Origin of the sequence: Mycobacterium sp., assembly GCF_052144515.1 — a bacterium.
Taxonomy (GTDB): domain Bacteria; phylum Actinomycetota; class Actinomycetes; order Mycobacteriales; family Mycobacteriaceae; genus Mycobacterium.
Map to the genome: position 1 here is coordinate 61702 of NZ_JBKQQD010000402.1, position 15393 is coordinate 77094.

General features: G+C 64.0%; 14 protein-coding genes. 3 read left to right on the forward strand and 11 right to left on the reverse strand.

Going from position 1 to position 15393, the window contains the following annotated elements; all coding sequences use genetic code 11:
* Positions 1–5: 5 nt before the first annotated feature.
* From ACLP9N_RS26815 to ACLP9N_RS26825, 3 genes are all read left to right on the forward strand, one after another.
* Entirely contained in the window at positions 6–740 is a 735-nt protein-coding gene (locus ACLP9N_RS26815) for a pirin family protein (RefSeq protein ID WP_442410228.1), read from the forward strand.
* 46 nt (positions 741–786) lie between these two features.
* On the forward strand, positions 787–2193 hold the full coding sequence (locus tag ACLP9N_RS26820) for a YhgE/Pip domain-containing protein (protein ID WP_442410229.1): 1407 nt from the start codon (positions 787–789) through the stop codon (positions 2191–2193).
* Between the two features lie 79 nt (positions 2194–2272).
* A complete protein-coding gene (locus tag ACLP9N_RS26825) occupies positions 2273–3394 on the forward strand; it encodes a phosphodiester glycosidase family protein (RefSeq protein WP_442410256.1) in 1122 nt (373 codons plus the stop codon).
* A gap of 22 nt (positions 3395–3416) precedes the next feature.
* Here the strand turns inward: ACLP9N_RS26825 and ACLP9N_RS26830 are convergent, their stop codons facing one another.
* From ACLP9N_RS26830 to ACLP9N_RS26880, 11 genes are all read right to left on the reverse strand, one after another.
* Positions 3417–4064, reverse strand: coding sequence for a YoaK family protein (locus ACLP9N_RS26830; RefSeq protein WP_442410257.1), 648 nt, complete (start codon positions 4062–4064; stop codon positions 3417–3419).
* A gap of 45 nt (positions 4065–4109) precedes the next feature.
* Positions 4110–4769: a mammalian cell entry protein gene (locus ACLP9N_RS26835; protein ID WP_442410230.1), complete on the reverse strand. Its 660-nt coding sequence runs from the start codon at positions 4767–4769 to the stop codon at positions 4110–4112.
* Positions 4736–5290: a mammalian cell entry protein gene (locus ACLP9N_RS26840; RefSeq protein ID WP_442410231.1), complete on the reverse strand. Its 555-nt coding sequence runs from the start codon at positions 5288–5290 to the stop codon at positions 4736–4738. Before ACLP9N_RS26840 ends, ACLP9N_RS26835 begins: the two co-directional genes overlap by 34 nt.
* Positions 5287–6276, reverse strand: coding sequence for an RDD family protein (locus tag ACLP9N_RS26845; RefSeq protein ID WP_442410232.1), 990 nt, complete (start codon positions 6274–6276; stop codon positions 5287–5289). The genes ACLP9N_RS26840 and ACLP9N_RS26845 overlap by 4 nt, the downstream gene beginning before the upstream one ends.
* Positions 6273–7094 carry an Mce protein gene (locus tag ACLP9N_RS26850; RefSeq protein ID WP_442410233.1) on the reverse strand — a complete coding sequence of 274 codons (822 nt, stop codon included), beginning with the start codon at positions 7092–7094 and terminating at the stop codon, positions 6273–6275. The genes ACLP9N_RS26845 and ACLP9N_RS26850 overlap by 4 nt, the downstream gene beginning before the upstream one ends.
* Entirely contained in the window at positions 7061–8623 is a 1563-nt protein-coding gene (locus ACLP9N_RS26855) for an MCE family protein (RefSeq protein ID WP_442410234.1), read from the reverse strand. Before ACLP9N_RS26855 ends, ACLP9N_RS26850 begins: the two co-directional genes overlap by 34 nt.
* Positions 8617–9798: a virulence factor Mce family protein gene (locus ACLP9N_RS26860; protein ID WP_442410258.1), complete on the reverse strand. Its 1182-nt coding sequence runs from the start codon at positions 9796–9798 to the stop codon at positions 8617–8619. The genes ACLP9N_RS26855 and ACLP9N_RS26860 overlap by 7 nt, the downstream gene beginning before the upstream one ends.
* Before the next feature lie 62 nt (positions 9799–9860).
* Positions 9861–11471 (reverse strand): virulence factor Mce family protein, encoded by a 1611-nt coding sequence (locus ACLP9N_RS26865; RefSeq protein ID WP_442410235.1) that lies wholly within the window; start codon positions 11469–11471, stop codon positions 9861–9863.
* On the reverse strand, positions 11468–13039 hold the full coding sequence (locus ACLP9N_RS26870) for an MCE family protein (RefSeq protein ID WP_442410236.1): 1572 nt from the start codon (positions 13037–13039) through the stop codon (positions 11468–11470). The genes ACLP9N_RS26865 and ACLP9N_RS26870 overlap by 4 nt, the downstream gene beginning before the upstream one ends.
* Positions 13036–14076: a virulence factor Mce family protein gene (locus ACLP9N_RS26875; RefSeq protein WP_442410237.1), complete on the reverse strand. Its 1041-nt coding sequence runs from the start codon at positions 14074–14076 to the stop codon at positions 13036–13038. Before ACLP9N_RS26875 ends, ACLP9N_RS26870 begins: the two co-directional genes overlap by 4 nt.
* Positions 14073–15389, reverse strand: coding sequence for an MCE family protein (locus ACLP9N_RS26880; protein WP_442410238.1), 1317 nt, complete (start codon positions 15387–15389; stop codon positions 14073–14075). The genes ACLP9N_RS26875 and ACLP9N_RS26880 overlap by 4 nt, the downstream gene beginning before the upstream one ends.
* Positions 15390–15393: the final 4 nt, after the last annotated feature.

Sequence of the window (15393 nt, forward strand, 5' to 3'; positions counted from 1 at the left end):
GGATCATGCCCGCCACCATGGAGATCCCAGAGATCCGCCGTGCCGCCGACCGGGCCGTCACCAGGACATCCTGGCTGCAATCCAGGCATTCCTTCTCATTCGGCGACCATTACGACCCGGACAACACCCACCACGGGCTGCTGCTGGTCAACAACGACGACCTGGTGCAACCGGCTGCCGGTTTTGATACCCACCCGCACCGCGACATGGAGATCGTGACCTGGGTACTGCAGGGCGCGCTGGCGCACAAGGATTCCACCGGAAATCGTGGAGTGATCTATCCCGGTCTGGCCCAACGGATGTCGGCGGGCAGCGGAATCCTGCATTCGGAGAAGAACGAATCCGTCACGGAACCAGTGCATTTCGTGCAGATGTGGGTGATCCCCGATGAGACGGGCATCTCGCCGGACTACCAGCAGTGCGAGATTGACGCAGATGTGATGAGCAACAACCTGGTGACCATCGCCACAGGCATACCGGGGCATGACGCGGCCATCACCTTGCACAACCGCAATGCCGCGCTGCACGGCGCGCGGTTGCGGCCCGGCACCGCGATCGAGCTGCCACCGGCGCCCTACCTGCACTTATTCGTTCCACGCGGTCGGCTCGACGTTGAGGGAATCGGTGAGCTACAACAGGGCGACGCGGTCCGTTTCACCGATGCCGACGGCAGGCGGCTGACCGCGGACGAGCCGTCGGAGGTGCTGATCTGGGAAATGCACGCAAAGTTGGGCATCTGATATCGCAGGCACCACATAGAGTGGGCACGACTAGACAGGAGCCCGCATGTCTGAATCGCCGCCGCGGCACGCGGCGCCCAACCCGAAGGCGAACATAAAAGCGCTACGGACCGTTCGCTTCTGGGTGTTCCCGATCCTTGCCACGTTGGCCCTCATGTCGGCGCTTGCCGCGCTGTATTTGGGCGGAATCTTGAATCCGATCACCAACCTGCGCCACTTCCCGATCGCCGTGGTGAACGAGGACGCCGGGCCGTGGGGCGCAAAACTCGTCGAAGGCCTGGTCGGTCAGGCGGACAAGAACACCTACGACATCCGGGTGCTTTCCCATGACGAGGCACGGCGGCAACTGGACAGCGCCCAGGTGTATGGGGAACTGTTGATTCCGCCGACCTTCTCTTCCAATCTCGGCGATTTCGGGGCAAGCGCGGTTACGCCCACCCAGGCCGACCGCCCCTCGGTCACAATCTTCACCAACCAGCGAGCCGGCACGTTGGGGTCCAGCATCGCCGGGCAGACCCTGACCAAAGCCATGGCGATCGCCAATGGCCAAGTGGGCAAGAACCTTTCGGCCCAGGTCGCGGCGCAAACCGGCGGGGCGCCGCTGAGTGGAGCGTCGGCGACGGTGCTGGCCAATCCCATTGACGTCAAATCGGCCGTCTACAACCCCTTGCCGAACGGCGCCGGCAACGGATTGTCGGCGTTCTACTACGCGCTCTTGCTCTTGCTGGCGGGCTTTACCGGCAGCATCGTGGTCAGCACGCTGGTGGATTCGATGCTCGGCTATGTACCGGCCGAATGGGGCCCGGTGTATCGATTCGCCGAGCAGGTCAGGATCTCGCGCCTGCAAACGCTGGTGGTCAAGTGGACCATCATGGTCATGTTGGGGTTGCTGACGTCCGCGATCTACATGGCGATCGCCCACGGGCTCGGCATGCCCATTACGCTCGGCTGGCAGTTGTGGCTCTACGGAGTGTTCGCCATCAGCGCGGTGGGTGTCACGTCCAGCTCACTCATCGCGGTACTGGGCTCCATGGGTCTGTTGTTCAGCATGCTGGTCTTCGTGATTCTCGGTTTGCCGTCGGCGGGCGCCACCGTGCCGTTGGAAGCGGTGCCGCCGTTCTTCCGCTGGCTGGCCGAGTTCGAGCCGATGCATCAGGTGTTCCTGGGCGTGCGGTCACTGCTCTATCTCAACGGCCACGCGGATGCCGGTTTGTCCCAGGCGTTGTGGATGACGTCGATCGGCCTGGTGATCGGACTGTTGGTGGGCGGCATCACCACGAACATCTACGACCGCAAGGGCTTCCACCGGATTCAGGGGGCAATTGAACTGGCGATCGCCGCCGAACACCAAGCGCAACATCAGGCGCGGACAAACCCGCAGGGAGCGTCAACCGGGCCCAAGCACAAGAGCACCGGCGCAACGGCTAGCGAAAGCCCAAGCGAGCAAACGTAATTGCGGCGCGGCCGAAGCGTCACGCGACTGTTACTTTTGTTGACAGAGTGGCCAATGTGACTGATGCTGGGCATGTCGCATCTACATCAGGGCTGAAAGGGCTACCGTGCTTCCCCCCATCGCCAGCTTGCGCCGGCTGGCGGCTTGGTGTTCGGCAGTGGCCTCCACGATGGCGGTATGCGCGACGCTCGCGATCACCACGGGCCAACCGGTCGCGCACGCCGCTGACGGGCGCGAGATGCTCGCGAGCGCCATCAGCACCACCCAGGGTTCATACCTGGTCTACAACTTTGGCGCTGGTCACCCCATGCCGATGCTCAACGCCGGCGGCAGCTGGTATGAGGGGAACAACGGCGGGCACCTGATGATCATCAAGAGTGCGGCGGAACGGCTTTCACCGCACCTACTGGTCGACTCCCACGAAGGTGACCAGGCACGCTGCGAGAGCAATCCCGGAGCCCGCACGGGCGAAGGGCTGATGCAGGCCTCCGAGGTCTACGCGCCGCTGCAGGCGTGGCAGCGGATGGGGCAACCGACGATCGCGATCAACGCGAACTTCTTCGACGTACGCCCGCAGAGGGGCGGCACGTGGCGCACCACCGGTTGCAGTTCACCGCTCGGCGCGTTTGTGGACAACACCCACGGCCAGGGCCGCAGCAACGAGGCGGTGACGGGTACGGTCGCCTACCCCGGCAAGCAAGGCCTTTCGGGCGGGGGCGAGAGCTGGAGCGCGTTGACCACAATGGTTCTTCCCTCGGGGGGTGCGCCGTATGTGTTGCGGCCCAAGGGCACACAAGATTACGACGTCGCCACTCCGGTGATCCAGGACCTGCTCAACAAGAACGAGAGATTCGTCGCGGTGTCCGGGATCGGGCTGTTGTCCCCCAGCAGAACGGGGCAGCTCAACGACGGCGGGCCCAGCGCGGCGCGAACGGCCCTCGCCTATGCGAAGCAAAAAGACGAGATGTACATCTTCGAGGGCGGCAGCTACACGCCGGACAACATCCAGGACCTGTTCCGCGGGCTGGGCAGCGATGCCGCGATCCTGCTCGACGGCGGCGGGTCGTCGGCCATTGTGCTGCGCCGCGACACCGGCGGCATGTGGGCGGGCGCGGGCTCGCCACGGGGATCCTGTGACACCCGCCAGGTCCTCTGCGATTCGCATGAGCGCGCGCTGCCCAGCTGGCTGGCCTTCAATTAATTTTCGAATAGCACTCAGCCGCCTAGGTTTTCGCACCGGCCGGGCCAAGCCAGAAGATCAGCATACTGACCGCCACCACCGCCGCCGTCAGCACGAACACCGGCGCGACGACGTAGCGCGACATCGTCGCGCCCAGAAACGCGCCGGCGCACATGGTGAAAACCACGCTGAAGCGCAGCTTTTCGCGGACGCCGGTGCCACCGGCCAGATGACTGTCCAGACCGAGGCTGACGATCGTCGACGTCAACACGGTGGTGGAGAGTTCTTGGATCCCGAACTGTCGGGCGCTGGAGTGCTGTAGCCCGAAGGTCACCGCGAGCAGGCCGATCATGATGAGTTTGGTGTTGTCGTGGTAGCGCAGCACACCGGTGCCGGCCAGGATCGACAACGCCAGCAATAACACGATTTCGGTAGCCAGCACCGTGGTGATCCACTGCCGCGCCCGCTCACCGAAATGCCGGGACAACCGGCCGCTGATTATGGTCGTGCAGACGAAGGTCGGGAGCGCCACCACGACGGCGGTCAAGTCGATGTTGGTCCGCGGGGCCAGCCAGAAGCCGAGGAAGATCACGTTGCCCGTCATGTTGGCGACGAACACGTGGCCCAGAACCAGGATGCTGATCGCGTCGGCCAGCCCCGTGGCGAAGGTCAGCAACAACAGCGCGATCACGGTCAACCGGTCCGATACCGGCGAAGCAACGGCCATGGGGTCCCGCTACAGGTGAGGCGTCAGGTCCAGTGAGGTGATGGTCGTCATCCTGGTCACCAGCCAGCGGCCGTTGTCGCGCTTCATGATCAGCCGGTAGGACAGGTATTTCAGCGACGGAACGTTCTTGGTCAGCGGGCTGGTGGACGTGGTGTTGGTGTACACGATGGCGACGGCGTTCGGACCTTCCAGCGATTCCACCGCCGCGCCGGTGACTTCGGTGCTGTTGGTTATCTTGGCCTGTTTGTTGGGGGCCACGATCGCATCGACGAATTTGCGGTATTGGGCGGCGAAATCACCGCTGAGGTACGTCGCCGCCCGGTCGGCCAGGGTGTCCATGTTCTCCGGCGTGTAGGTCCACAGCGTCGTGATCGCGTTGGCCGCGGTGCGCGCCACTTTCAGTTTGGTTGCGACCACGGCGCGGTCGGACAGGTAGGGCTGCATGGTCGCGCCCGCGAATGCCGCGGAGCCGACGAACAGCAGGGCCGCGATTGCGACGGCGATGGCGATCCGCTTACCGGCCGGTCGCCTGGTCCGCGTCACGACGTCTTCAGCGTCTTCGGCGGCCGCCTCAGCATCACCGTCGGGCTGCTCAGGCTGTTCTGAGGCGTCCTCTTGCTCCGGCGGGTCGACGGTCAGATCACCTGCAGCAGGTTGCTGATCTTCCACTGACTCCCTTCCTGCTTGGCGGTTGCCGTCCAACGATTGGCGTTCTCGAACACCTGTTTTTCATCCGGCGACTTCGAAGTGACCCCGGTAGCCACCAACACGTTGGCGCTGCCATCGTCGTTCCACCTTTCCACGCCGGCGTCGAGGACCGTACCGCTGGTCGGCTCGGCACGAGCGACCTGCAGCAGGATCTCGTTCGCTTTGTCGTGAAACTGCTTGGCGAAATCGCCGGTCGCCTGGGCCAAAATCCGGTCTATGTATTCGTTGGCGTGATACGGGTCAATGGACGTGAAATCCACCATGAACCATCTGACATAGCTGAGCACTTCGCGGTCCTTTGCCGCGGTGCGCTCCCGGGATTGATGGGAGATCAGCATCAGCGTGGACACTGTGACCGCCGCCGCCATGAGCAGCGCCGAGACCGTCGCGGCGAGCGGCAGCCCCCACCGCCGCCGCGGCTGAGCGGTGTGCGCGACGAGCAGTGGTTCCTCACCGGGGCGAAACTTGCGGCGCGGACTCATTTTCCGTTCCCGGGCGGTTTCGGCTTGGCCAGCACGGTGAGGTCGTCAACGCGCCAGCGTTGGTCCGCGCCCTTGGCGAAGTTCACCTGGACGGTTGCGGTGATATAGCGTTCCTCGCCCCCTTCGCCTCGCCGGCCATGCATGAACAACAGCATCGTCGCCCGATCTGGCGTCGCCGATTGAATCGCGGCATCGTTCGGCCAGTACTCGTTGACGACGGGGTGGCCCTTCTTCACTATCTCCTGCTGTTCGACCAATTTGGGCCGATACTTGTCGGTGGCCAGCGCCTGGGCGCGCGCGAAATCGTCCTGCAAAGATTTCGGGTCGTAGGTCAGCATCTGTGCGACCATCTTGGGCCCCTGAATCGAAATCTCTTGGCGCGCTTGATCGATCGCCCGATCGCGGGAGTACACCACCGCGTAGCTGAGCGCGGCGCCCGCTACGCACACGCACGCGCACGTCAGCACCGCCGCCGCGGTCCACCGCCGAACGTTGCCCGGCCGCTCTTCTGGTTCGACGCGTCGCGCCTCGGTGCGCAGCAACATGTCCGAGAAAGTCCGGCGTCGTGAATCCCACAGCGGCCATAGCCATCCCACGAATAACGACATGGTGTCGAGCAGATGGGCCAGGTCCCGCAGCAGCAGCCGCCACGGCCCGGGGGCTTCCCCGTCGCGGCCTATCACCGCAATTCCACAGACAGCGCGCCCCAAGCTCCACCCGGTGACCGTCGGCAGCACCAACCGGTTGACCAACACCAGCAGAAAGGCGACCCCGGCAACCGAAATGCTCACCCACCACCACACGCCGCGCGGCGGCACGGTAAAAGAGACCAATGCCATTGTGGCCGCCACGGCGATACCCGGCAGGACGTCAACGGCGAACGCGCCGACGCGAACATGCCACGGCGCCAACCTATTCTGCGATGACTCTGGGATGACCTCCGTGGTCGGAATCTCGGTGTTAGTTTCCGGGACCACCACCGTCACTTCGTCACCTGGTCGAGTCTGGCAATCTTGTACTGGCCGTCAACGGGCGACATTTTCACCCGCAGGCGGTAGCCGGTTTCTTGGTTTTGCGCCTGATCGTTTGACACCTTGACGCGCAGTGCGACCAGCACATCGACCGAACCGTCGCTGTTGTTGCGCTCGACCGCCGCCCGCTCATCGGACACCTGAACATGTACGTTCGCAGCCTGATAAGCCTGCACCAGGAGGCTGGTGTACAGCAGGGCTTGGGTGCGGTACACATCGGTGCCACAGTCGACGATTTTCTGTTCACTGGCGGCCATCGCGCCCGTGTCTGGCGCCTGCGTCGCCGCGACACAAACCTTCGCGGCTTCCAGCGCCGCGGAGTTATTGCGCGCTATAGCTTGGCTTTCCTGGTGGGCCCGCAGCGCCAGGTAGCCGCCGGCCCCGATGCCGCCGGCGAACAAGACAAGCGCCGCAGCGATGCCGGCCACCCACCCGCGACCGAGACGCGACGGCCTACGCTCGACGTCGGTCTCCACAGCGTCGGCTAAAGCGTCGGTGGCCTCGGATTCTTCCGGGGCCTCGCCCGCCACCTTGGTGCTCTGCTCGGTTCCGACCTCGGATTCTTCCGAATCCTCGGCCGTCACCTCGGGGGGGCTGGTCTGCTCAGTCGCGGCCCCGGATTCTTCCGAATCCTCGGCCGTCACCGCTGTATCTGTCTGCTCGGTTGCGGAATCGGATTCCTCAAGAATCTTTGGCCGCCGGTTACGCAGACGTCGGATCATCGACATCGGTGGGGGGTTCAGCCGGCGATTGGCGCCAGCATCTCCTTCCATCCGTCGTCTCCTGTTTTGGTCGAGTTTTCGACGGAGTATTTGACTCCGTCGGGCCCTACCAGTTCACCGCTCTGGGGACTGTATACCGCAGCGGGGGGCCCGTTCGGAGTGTAGACACACGGGTTGGGCTGCTGTCCGTTGCACTGCACGGTACCCGAACCGGGTCGTTGCAGCGGGTCGCTGATCGGGGGCGGTGTTGACCCCCCCGGCGGCAGCCTGTTGGCCGGTACCGGGTTCAGACCGTTGTCGACCGACGGTGCCGGGATCACCATGCCTGGCCGCACCGACTGATCGCAGCGCGCCGAAGGCGCTGGGCAGGTCAGGAGCTGGTTCGGGTCGCCGAACCAGGGATTGGTCCCCAGCGGGACGTACGGCTTGGGGTCGCGGCACTCCCGTGGCGTGGCCGCCCGCTTCCCAGGGATATCAACACACGGAATGTTGCGCGATCCGCGCACGCTGTTGGCCGGCGTGTCCATCGGAATCTTGCAGTAGGTTCCGCTCGGCAGCGGCTGCAGGCTGGTGTCGGCCGGAGACCGCCACTCTGATGGCTGAATGAAGCCGGTCAGACATGGCGGCGGCTGGTTGATCGACAACGCCAGGTCGAGTGCGGCGTAGCGCGGGAACGGCGCGGCCACCGTCTGGGCGATCGCAGCACCTTGCGGCAGGAACACCAGCACTTGCTCTAGGCCGTTGTGGTAGCGCTTGAGCAGGTCGAACACGACCTCGAGGTTCGCCAGCGTCTGCGGAAGCGAATCTCGGACGTCACTGAATACCTCGTTGACCTGATCGGCGGTGGGTGCCGCTTGAGACAGGATGCTTTTCACGTGCTGGTCGTTTTGCGCGGTCTGTGCGGCCAAGGTGTTCAGGTTGCGCGCCCACCGCTCGATTGCGTCCCCTGAGTTGACCTGACTGTCCAGGACCGGTCCGGAGTGCTGGATGATGTCGTTGATGTCGTTGATTTGGTTCTTGAAGTCACCGACGATCGCCTGGGTCGCGTCGACCAGCCGTTGCAGCGCGGGACCCAACCCGCCGACCGATTGTGCTGTCTCGTCGAGCAGCGCGGGGATCTTGTCGGCGGGCAACGCGGCAAGGCCCCGGTTAGCGGTGTCCAGCGCCGGCCCGATCTCACTGGGAACCGTGCCCTTGGTGATGGTTTGTCCTTCGGAGAAGTACTTGCCGGGGTTCCCGCTCGACTCCAGGTCCAGGTACTGCTCACCGACCGCCGACACCGAATGGACGTTCGCCGTCGCATCGATCGGGATCTTGTAGTTGCTGTCGATGCTCATCGTCGCTTCGGCGCCTTGTTCGGTCGGCTCGACGTCGGTGACCTTGCCGATCGTCTTGCCGCGATAGGTCACGTTGGCCGTTGGATACAGACCGCCCGATGCCGGCAGCTCGGCCTTAAGCGTGTACCGGCCGATACCCACCTGGCTTGGAATCTGCAGGTAGTACACACCCAGCACAAAAATCGAGATCACCGTCAGGATGCAGAACAGGATCAGCTGGCGTCTGATGAAGGGAGTCAGCATTGGCCTCTCTCCGCCCTTTCCACCAGCGGTCCGCCGGGTGCGTCGTTCGGGTTCGGCGTGTAGCGGACGTCGGGGATCATCGTCTCGGGATCCCGCCCAAACGATTGCTCGAGCGCGCGCAGAGCTCCGGACAATCCGGTACCAGTCAGGAACGCGTTGTCGATGGCGCTGTAGGTCACGTCGAGTGCCAGCGATATGTTCTGGTAGTCGCCGCGGAATATCTTCGGAACCGTGTCAATGTCGAACGGCTGGGTGAGGATCAACTTCAGCGCGCCGATTAGGTAGGGGGAGCCGCGGCCGAGTTCCCGCAACGGGCATTGCAGCGATTGCAGGTCGGTATGGAGGTTGGGGCGTGCTTCCGACAGGTACTGGTCGGCGGCCTGGGAGAGCCGTCCTATCGAATCGACGGCGTTGATGAGCAGGTTTTTGGTGTCGGCGAAATGTTTGATCAGCGGCGGGATGTCGGTCAGCACCCGGTCTAGGACGTCCGCCCGTTGACCGACGTAGACCAGCAGCCGGTTGGTGGAGTCAATCGCGTGAGTGATGTCATCGCGTTGCTGGTTGAGCTGGTCAGTGAAAGTGTCTAGCTTGCCGAGGAAAGCGCGGATCTGCTCGCCTCGCCCGTTGAAGATGTTGTAGACCTCGTTCTGCAGCGCTTCCAGGTTCGGGATGCCGCCACCGCGCAAGATCATCGAGAGACTGGCCAGTGTTTGCTCGGTAGTGGGATACGCAGACGAATTCTTCAGCGGGATGGTGTCGCCGTCCTTCAGCAGCTCCGGCGACGGATTCGGCGGTGCGAGCAGCTGCACGTGCTGAGAACCCAGCAGACTGGTCTGGCCAATCTTGGCGAGCGCGTTTTTCGGTAGCTTGACGTTCTTGGACACACCCAGCGTCAGGGTGGCCACCCAGTTCTTCAAGTTGATGGCGCGTATCGAGCCGACAAAGACGTCCGCCACCAGCACCTTGCTGTTGCCGTTGATCGCCAGCGTGTCCGGCACCTGTACATAGATGGTGTAGGCCCCCGACCCGCTGCCCGGACCCCCCGGGATCGTCACGTTGGAGATTCCGTGCCATCCACATGAACTTCCCACCAACGCGATCACCAGCAGCACCAGCCCCTGCCAGGTCTTTCGGCGGATCAGCCTCGCCACCCGCAACGCGCCCGCGGCGCTCATCGCGCGCCGCAGTGCCGAATGGTTCGGCTTGCTCCTCGCACGAACCGCGCTCGTCGCGCGCCTCACTGGCCCGCTCCTGCCTCAGCGGGCAGCGGCGGGCCACCGGCATTGGGTGCTGGCGCCGACACTGGCGCAGGCGTCGGAGCGACGGGACCAGGGATCACGTCCGGCCCCGGCGGCGGCGGCTGTATTGGCACCGGAGCGTTCAAGCCCGCGGGTGGCACGACCGGGTACTCGTCGTAGGCGTTCGGCGGTCCCGGCGGAGTCTGCAGGGTCGATTGAACAGGCCCGATGTTGGGGCCACCCATGAGTTCAGCCAGCGATTCGGGGGTCATCAGGCCCGCCGTGATTGGCCCGACCTGCTGCCCTTGCATCCCCGGAGCGACAATCCAGCCATGTTGGGTGTTGCGGTGCGACAACGGCGTATCCGGCACCCAGATCCCCGGGACGGTGGTGTCCTTGTACCCGTTCGGCGGCTGCAGCCGCGGCTCGGAGTAGGCGACCTCCTTGGGAAGCGTCTCGGCGGTGCTGAACAGGTTCAAGCCGAAGGGGAAGTAGTTGAACTTGATCGCATCGAGAATCGGCGCCAGATATTGCGCGCAAAGTTCGGCGGACTCTTGATACCCGAGCCGGCTGCCGGCCTGAATCGAGCTGCAGATGAATTGCATCGGGTTCGAGAAGGTGATCGAGGGAACGGCGACAACGGAGCCGTGCGTCGGGTGGTAAATCTGGTTGACGTTCGCCGCCGCGGTGGGAAGGACGTGCAGGGCGGTCTCCAACCCATTCAGGGAATCCGGCTGAAGCAGCGTGTTCGTCACGTCGGCCAGGTTGTTGACGTCGTGAGCAAGCACCTCGCGGTTCTTGGCGAGCCACGGGCGAATCGTGGTGAGCAGACCGTCGAACTGCTGCACGGCATTGGCAAGGTCGCTGTCGGAGTGTGCGAGCCGCGTGGTGACCTCAGCCAGGTTCTGGTTCAACGCGACAAACTGCTGATCGTCCTGGTGCAGCGCGTTGACGAAAAGCGCCAGGCTGCGTACCACCGCAAAGAAGTCGCCACGACCCTCGTTCAACGCGGTCAACGCCTGCGACAGGCTGTTCAGCGTCGTGTTGAACTGCTTGCCCTTGCCGGCCAGCCCGTCGGCGAACGACTCGATGACCTCACCGAACGGACCCTTCGGCTGCTCTTTTGTCGGGCCGAGTTTGGAGATGATGTTGGTGATGCTGTTGCGCAGTGTGTCCCACTCCGTCGGCACCTGCGTGCGTTCTTCCGGGATCACCGCATTATCGCCCATCACCGGGCCACCCTTGTAGGGCGGCTCCAACTGGATGGTCCGCGACGCCACCAGGGTGGGGTTGAGGATCACCGCAGAGGCGTTGGCGGGAACCTTGTACTTGTTCTGGTAGTGGAAGGTCACCTTCATCTTGTCGCCGGCCGGCTCGATCTTGTCGATCGCGCCCACCCGCAAGCCCATGATCTGGACCTTGTCCCCCGCATACAGCGCATTCGCCGCAGGGAAGTAGGCAACCACGGTGTTGTTCGTCAGCTTCTGGTACAGCCGGATGCCGACATACCCGACGACCAGGGCCAGGATCACCACCAGCGATCCGATAATCACCGACGTGCGGGATAGCCTCGGCAGCCTCAGGTTGCGGATATCAAAGATGGTGCTCAATTCTGGCTACCTCCCGTCACGCCGCTGCCCCCCGCGCCGCCCGGATTGATGAACGGGGCCGGCAGCTGCGGCCCGGGCCCAGGCGCTGCGGGCGGACCCGGCGGGAACCCCGGCGGCAGCGAGAACGGCGCCGGTGGCACCGGCGCGGTGCGCGCGCCGGGTGGTGCGTCGGGCAGTGGCACCGGTGTGCCCGGAGCGTCCGGGGGCGGCGCGCCCGGAGGCGCGGCGCCCGGGACGCCCGGCGTGGGCGGCAAACCGTTCGGGTCCGGCGGCGAAATCTGAACGTCGATCGGCGCCGGGAAGACGGGGCCACCGAACGGGCCTATGGTCGCACCGGCGCAGGGCAGCGGATTCCACGGCCGCGGCAGACCGTCGTCCCCGACGGTGACATTGCCGCCGGGATTCGCCGGAGTGTAGGAGCAGGGCGACCCGGGCCCGACTGCCGGTCCCGGATGATCCGGGGTGCCCTCCAGCACCGGCGGCGCCGGCGGCGGCGCACCGTTGGGGAACCGGGTGCCGTTGGGGTCAGGCCACCGGTATGCAGGCAGCCCGGCGCCGCGCCAGAAGTTTTCGGGGTCGAGACCACGCCTCTTGAACGCGGCATCGATGAACGGCTGCACGATCTGGCCTTGGGCCAGGTTGTGCAGGACCACTTTGAAGAACGGTCCCGACGAGATCGCCTCATTCAACGACGGGAGGAAGGCGCCGACCTCGGTGAACCCCCGAGCCACGTCATCTTTGCGCTGGACCAGGATGTCGCTGAGCGAGCGCAACTGCTCCAGCACGTGGTTCAGGTTCGGGTTGTCGTTGATCAGGCCCTTGACCTGTTGTGAGAACTCCGAGATGTTGCCCAGCAACGCGTCGATGGCCTGGCCGCGCTCGTTGAATGCGGCCAGCAGCGTCTTCGCGTTGACCAACAGCCGGTCGACCTGCTGGCTGCGGTCACCGAGGACGCTGGCCACCTGGTTGGCCTGGGCGAGCAGATGCTTGATCTCCTCGTCGCGTTTGCCGATCGTGTCGGAGAACTTGGCCACACCATCCAGCGCTGCGCTCAGGTGCGGGTAGGTCTGATCGACGGTCTCCGACAACACGTGCAGCGACTGCTTGACCGTGTCGATGTTCCAGCCGGTAGCGGCCTTGGTGGCGTCGAAGAACGCGTCGTAGATCTGGTAAGGAGTAGTGCTTTGACCCAGCGGCAATTTGGCTCCGGGCCGTAGCGGCTGGTTGCCCCGCGCCTCGATCTCGAGGACCTTCTTACCGAGGATGGTGTCGGTGCGGATCGCCAGCCGGCTCTCGGTGCCGATGGTGTTGGTGCCGATCGAGAATTTGATCGAGATGTGGTCGCCGTCGATCGCGAGCCCCTCGACCCTGCCGACCTCCATCCCGGCAATGCGCACCTTGTCGCCCTTGTTGAGTCCGCCGGTATCGGTGAACTGCCCGTAGTAGCTGGGCCTGGCGAACAACATCGGAACACTGGTGAAGCTTTGACCCACGCCGATGACGAGCAGCATCACCAGGATGCCCATGAGCCCGATGTGTAGCCGATTGGGAGGTTCCAGCGTTCTCATTGCGGCGTGCACCTACCCGACGGCTGGTTGAAGAGCCGGACAATGCGGACGGGGCCACCAGACTGCAGCCCGTTGATCTTAAGCGTGATGTCGCAGGCGTAGAAGTTCACGAAGTCTCCATAAGAGCCGATGCCACGCCCGATCAGGTTCAACGCGGTCGGCACCTTGTGCAGGAAGTCGTTCAGCTGATCATGCTGATCGATGAGCGGCTGCTGAACCGCGTCCAGGTAGTTGAGGGTTTTATGCAGCAGAGCGCGGTCTTCGGCCAGCAGATCGGCCACCGTTCCGGCGGCATTGCTGATGTGCGCGGTACCGGCCGCCAGCGGATCGGCGTGGTTCTTCAGCCCGGTGATCAGCACCTCGAGGTTGTTGATGGTCTGATCGAATTGCTGGCGGTGCCGAACCGTGGTGTCCAGCACGATGTTCAAGTTCTTGACCACCTCGCCGATCGCCTGGTCACGCTCGCCGATCTGCGCGGTCAGCTGCGCGGTGTGGTCGAGGATGTCGTTGATGGTGCCGCCCTGACCCTGAAACACGGTGATGAGGGCCGTCGCGATGGTGTTGACCTTCTCCGGGTCCAGCGCCCGGAACAGGGGTTTGAACCCACCGATCAGCGCATCGAGGTCCAGCGCCGGCGACGTTCGCGACAGCGGGATGAATCCGCCCGGCGGCATGATCTTGTCAGCGCCTTCGCCCTCGCCGCGCTTGAGCTCCAGGTAGCGGTTGCCGATCAGGTCGAGGTAGCGGATCTGTGCGGTCGTCGACTGATACAGCGGCACCGAGCGGTCGACGGCGAAGTTCACCCGCACCCGCTTGCCGCCGTCGATCAGCTCTACCGAACTGACCTTGCCGATCTCCACCCCCGAGGCGCGGACGAATTGGCCCTGCCGCAGCCCGCTGATGTTGCTGAATTCCGCAGAGTAGCCATTGGTTCGGTCGAAACGGATCTGACCGAAAACAACGATGATCATGACAGTTAACAGCAGCAGCACCAGGGAGAAGATGCTGAGTCGGATGATGGTCCCGGTGATTTTCATGGGTTGATCGTGTTATCCCCTACCTGACGGCCCCACACGTACTCGATGACGTAGGGCGAACCGGTGTCTAGGTGGTTATAAGGCGCAATGCTGTTGCCGCTGTCCATCACCAACTCCGGCGCTGGCCATAGATCGTGGGTGATGTGCTGCCAGCAACCCGGCGCACCCCCCGGTCCACCGCGGGCGTTCACCCGCGGCAGGTTCTCCGGATAGATATAGGGATTCGGTGCCCCGCCGACCACTCCGGCCAGCCCGCCGAACAGTGAGCCTATGGCGGCTACCGCCGCGACGGGGTTAAGGAAGAGCCCCAACCCCGATATCAGCGCCGTGTGGCTGTTGAGCGAGTAGCCGTTACCGCCGAGGAACTCGGCGGCCTTGGGTTCGATGTCGTGATAGTTACGCAGGGTGCAAAACAGCTCCGGGCTGTAGGTGTCCAGCACCTGGGCACTGGGCACCAGGTCGGCGGCTCCACGGGCCAGATACGGCCCACCTCGCTGGAAGATATCGGCGCCGGTGTTGCCGAATCCGGCCGCCGACAACAACGCCTGGTCCAAATCCTTTTGCTGCTGGTTGATTGTGCGCGACGTGATCACCGCGTTGTTGAGGAAGTCGAACAAATCCGGCGAGGCGTTGGCATACGTGTCGCCCAGGGCCGCCAGTTGTTGGATATCGTGACGGGCCTGCGGCATCTGCGGGTTGACATTGTCGAGGATCGCGTTGGCGTTGACAATCGACTGTCCGAACTTGTCGCCCAACCCGGCCAGCGCTTGCGCGGCCGCGCTCAGCGTCAGGTTCAGCTTGACCGGATCCACCTTCTCCGCGATGGAGGTGATGGTCTGGAACAGCGTATTGATCTCCGTGGTAACTGCCGTCGCGTCAATCGGGGTGGACGGCGTGAGATGCCCCTTGGCGATGCTGTTCCCGTTGGCGTCTTTCGGCGTGGTCAACGAGACGTACTTACCGCCGAACACCGTGGTCGCCTTGATCTGGGCATCGACGTTGGCCGGAATCAGCGACAGGTACTTCGGATACACATCCAAGGTGAATTTGGCCGCCGGCTTGCCGTCACGCCTGGTCTCCGTGATGTTGCGGACCAAGCCGATCTGCACCCCGTTGTAGGTCACCTTCGAGCCCGGATCCATCACCAACCCAGCCCGAGAAGCGTACATCGTCAACTTGCTCTTGGGTGTGAAATTGCCCCGGAACTGCCCATAGACCAGGAAAAGGACCAGCGCAGCGACTATCAGCACGCCCACGGCTGCCAATTTGTACGGCGGGTTTCGTGGCTTGTTGTACTTTGCCGGTGTCGTCATGGCG

Excerpts from the sequence above, each read along its gene's own strand:
- ACLP9N_RS26815 (WP_442410228.1), top strand. The coding sequence starts at position 6 with ATGCCCGCCACCATGGAGATCCCAGAGATCCGCCGTGCCGCCGACCGG.
- ACLP9N_RS26820 (WP_442410229.1), top strand. The coding sequence starts at position 787 with ATGTCTGAATCGCCGCCGCGGCACGCGGCGCCCAACCCGAAGGCGAAC.
- ACLP9N_RS26840 (WP_442410231.1), bottom strand. The coding sequence starts at position 5,290 with ATGAGTCCGCGCCGCAAGTTTCGCCCCGGTGAGGAACCACTGCTCGTC.
- ACLP9N_RS26850 (WP_442410233.1), bottom strand. The coding sequence starts at position 7,094 with ATGGAAGGAGATGCTGGCGCCAATCGCCGGCTGAACCCCCCACCGATG.
- ACLP9N_RS26855 (WP_442410234.1), bottom strand. The coding sequence starts at position 8,623 with ATGCTGACTCCCTTCATCAGACGCCAGCTGATCCTGTTCTGCATCCTG.
- ACLP9N_RS26860 (WP_442410258.1), bottom strand. The coding sequence starts at position 9,798 with ATGAGCGCCGCGGGCGCGTTGCGGGTGGCGAGGCTGATCCGCCGAAAG.
- ACLP9N_RS26870 (WP_442410236.1), bottom strand. The coding sequence starts at position 13,039 with ATGAGAACGCTGGAACCTCCCAATCGGCTACACATCGGGCTCATGGGC.
- ACLP9N_RS26875 (WP_442410237.1), bottom strand. The coding sequence starts at position 14,076 with ATGAAAATCACCGGGACCATCATCCGACTCAGCATCTTCTCCCTGGTG.
- ACLP9N_RS26880 (WP_442410238.1), bottom strand. The coding sequence starts at position 15,389 with ATGACGACACCGGCAAAGTACAACAAGCCACGAAACCCGCCGTACAAA.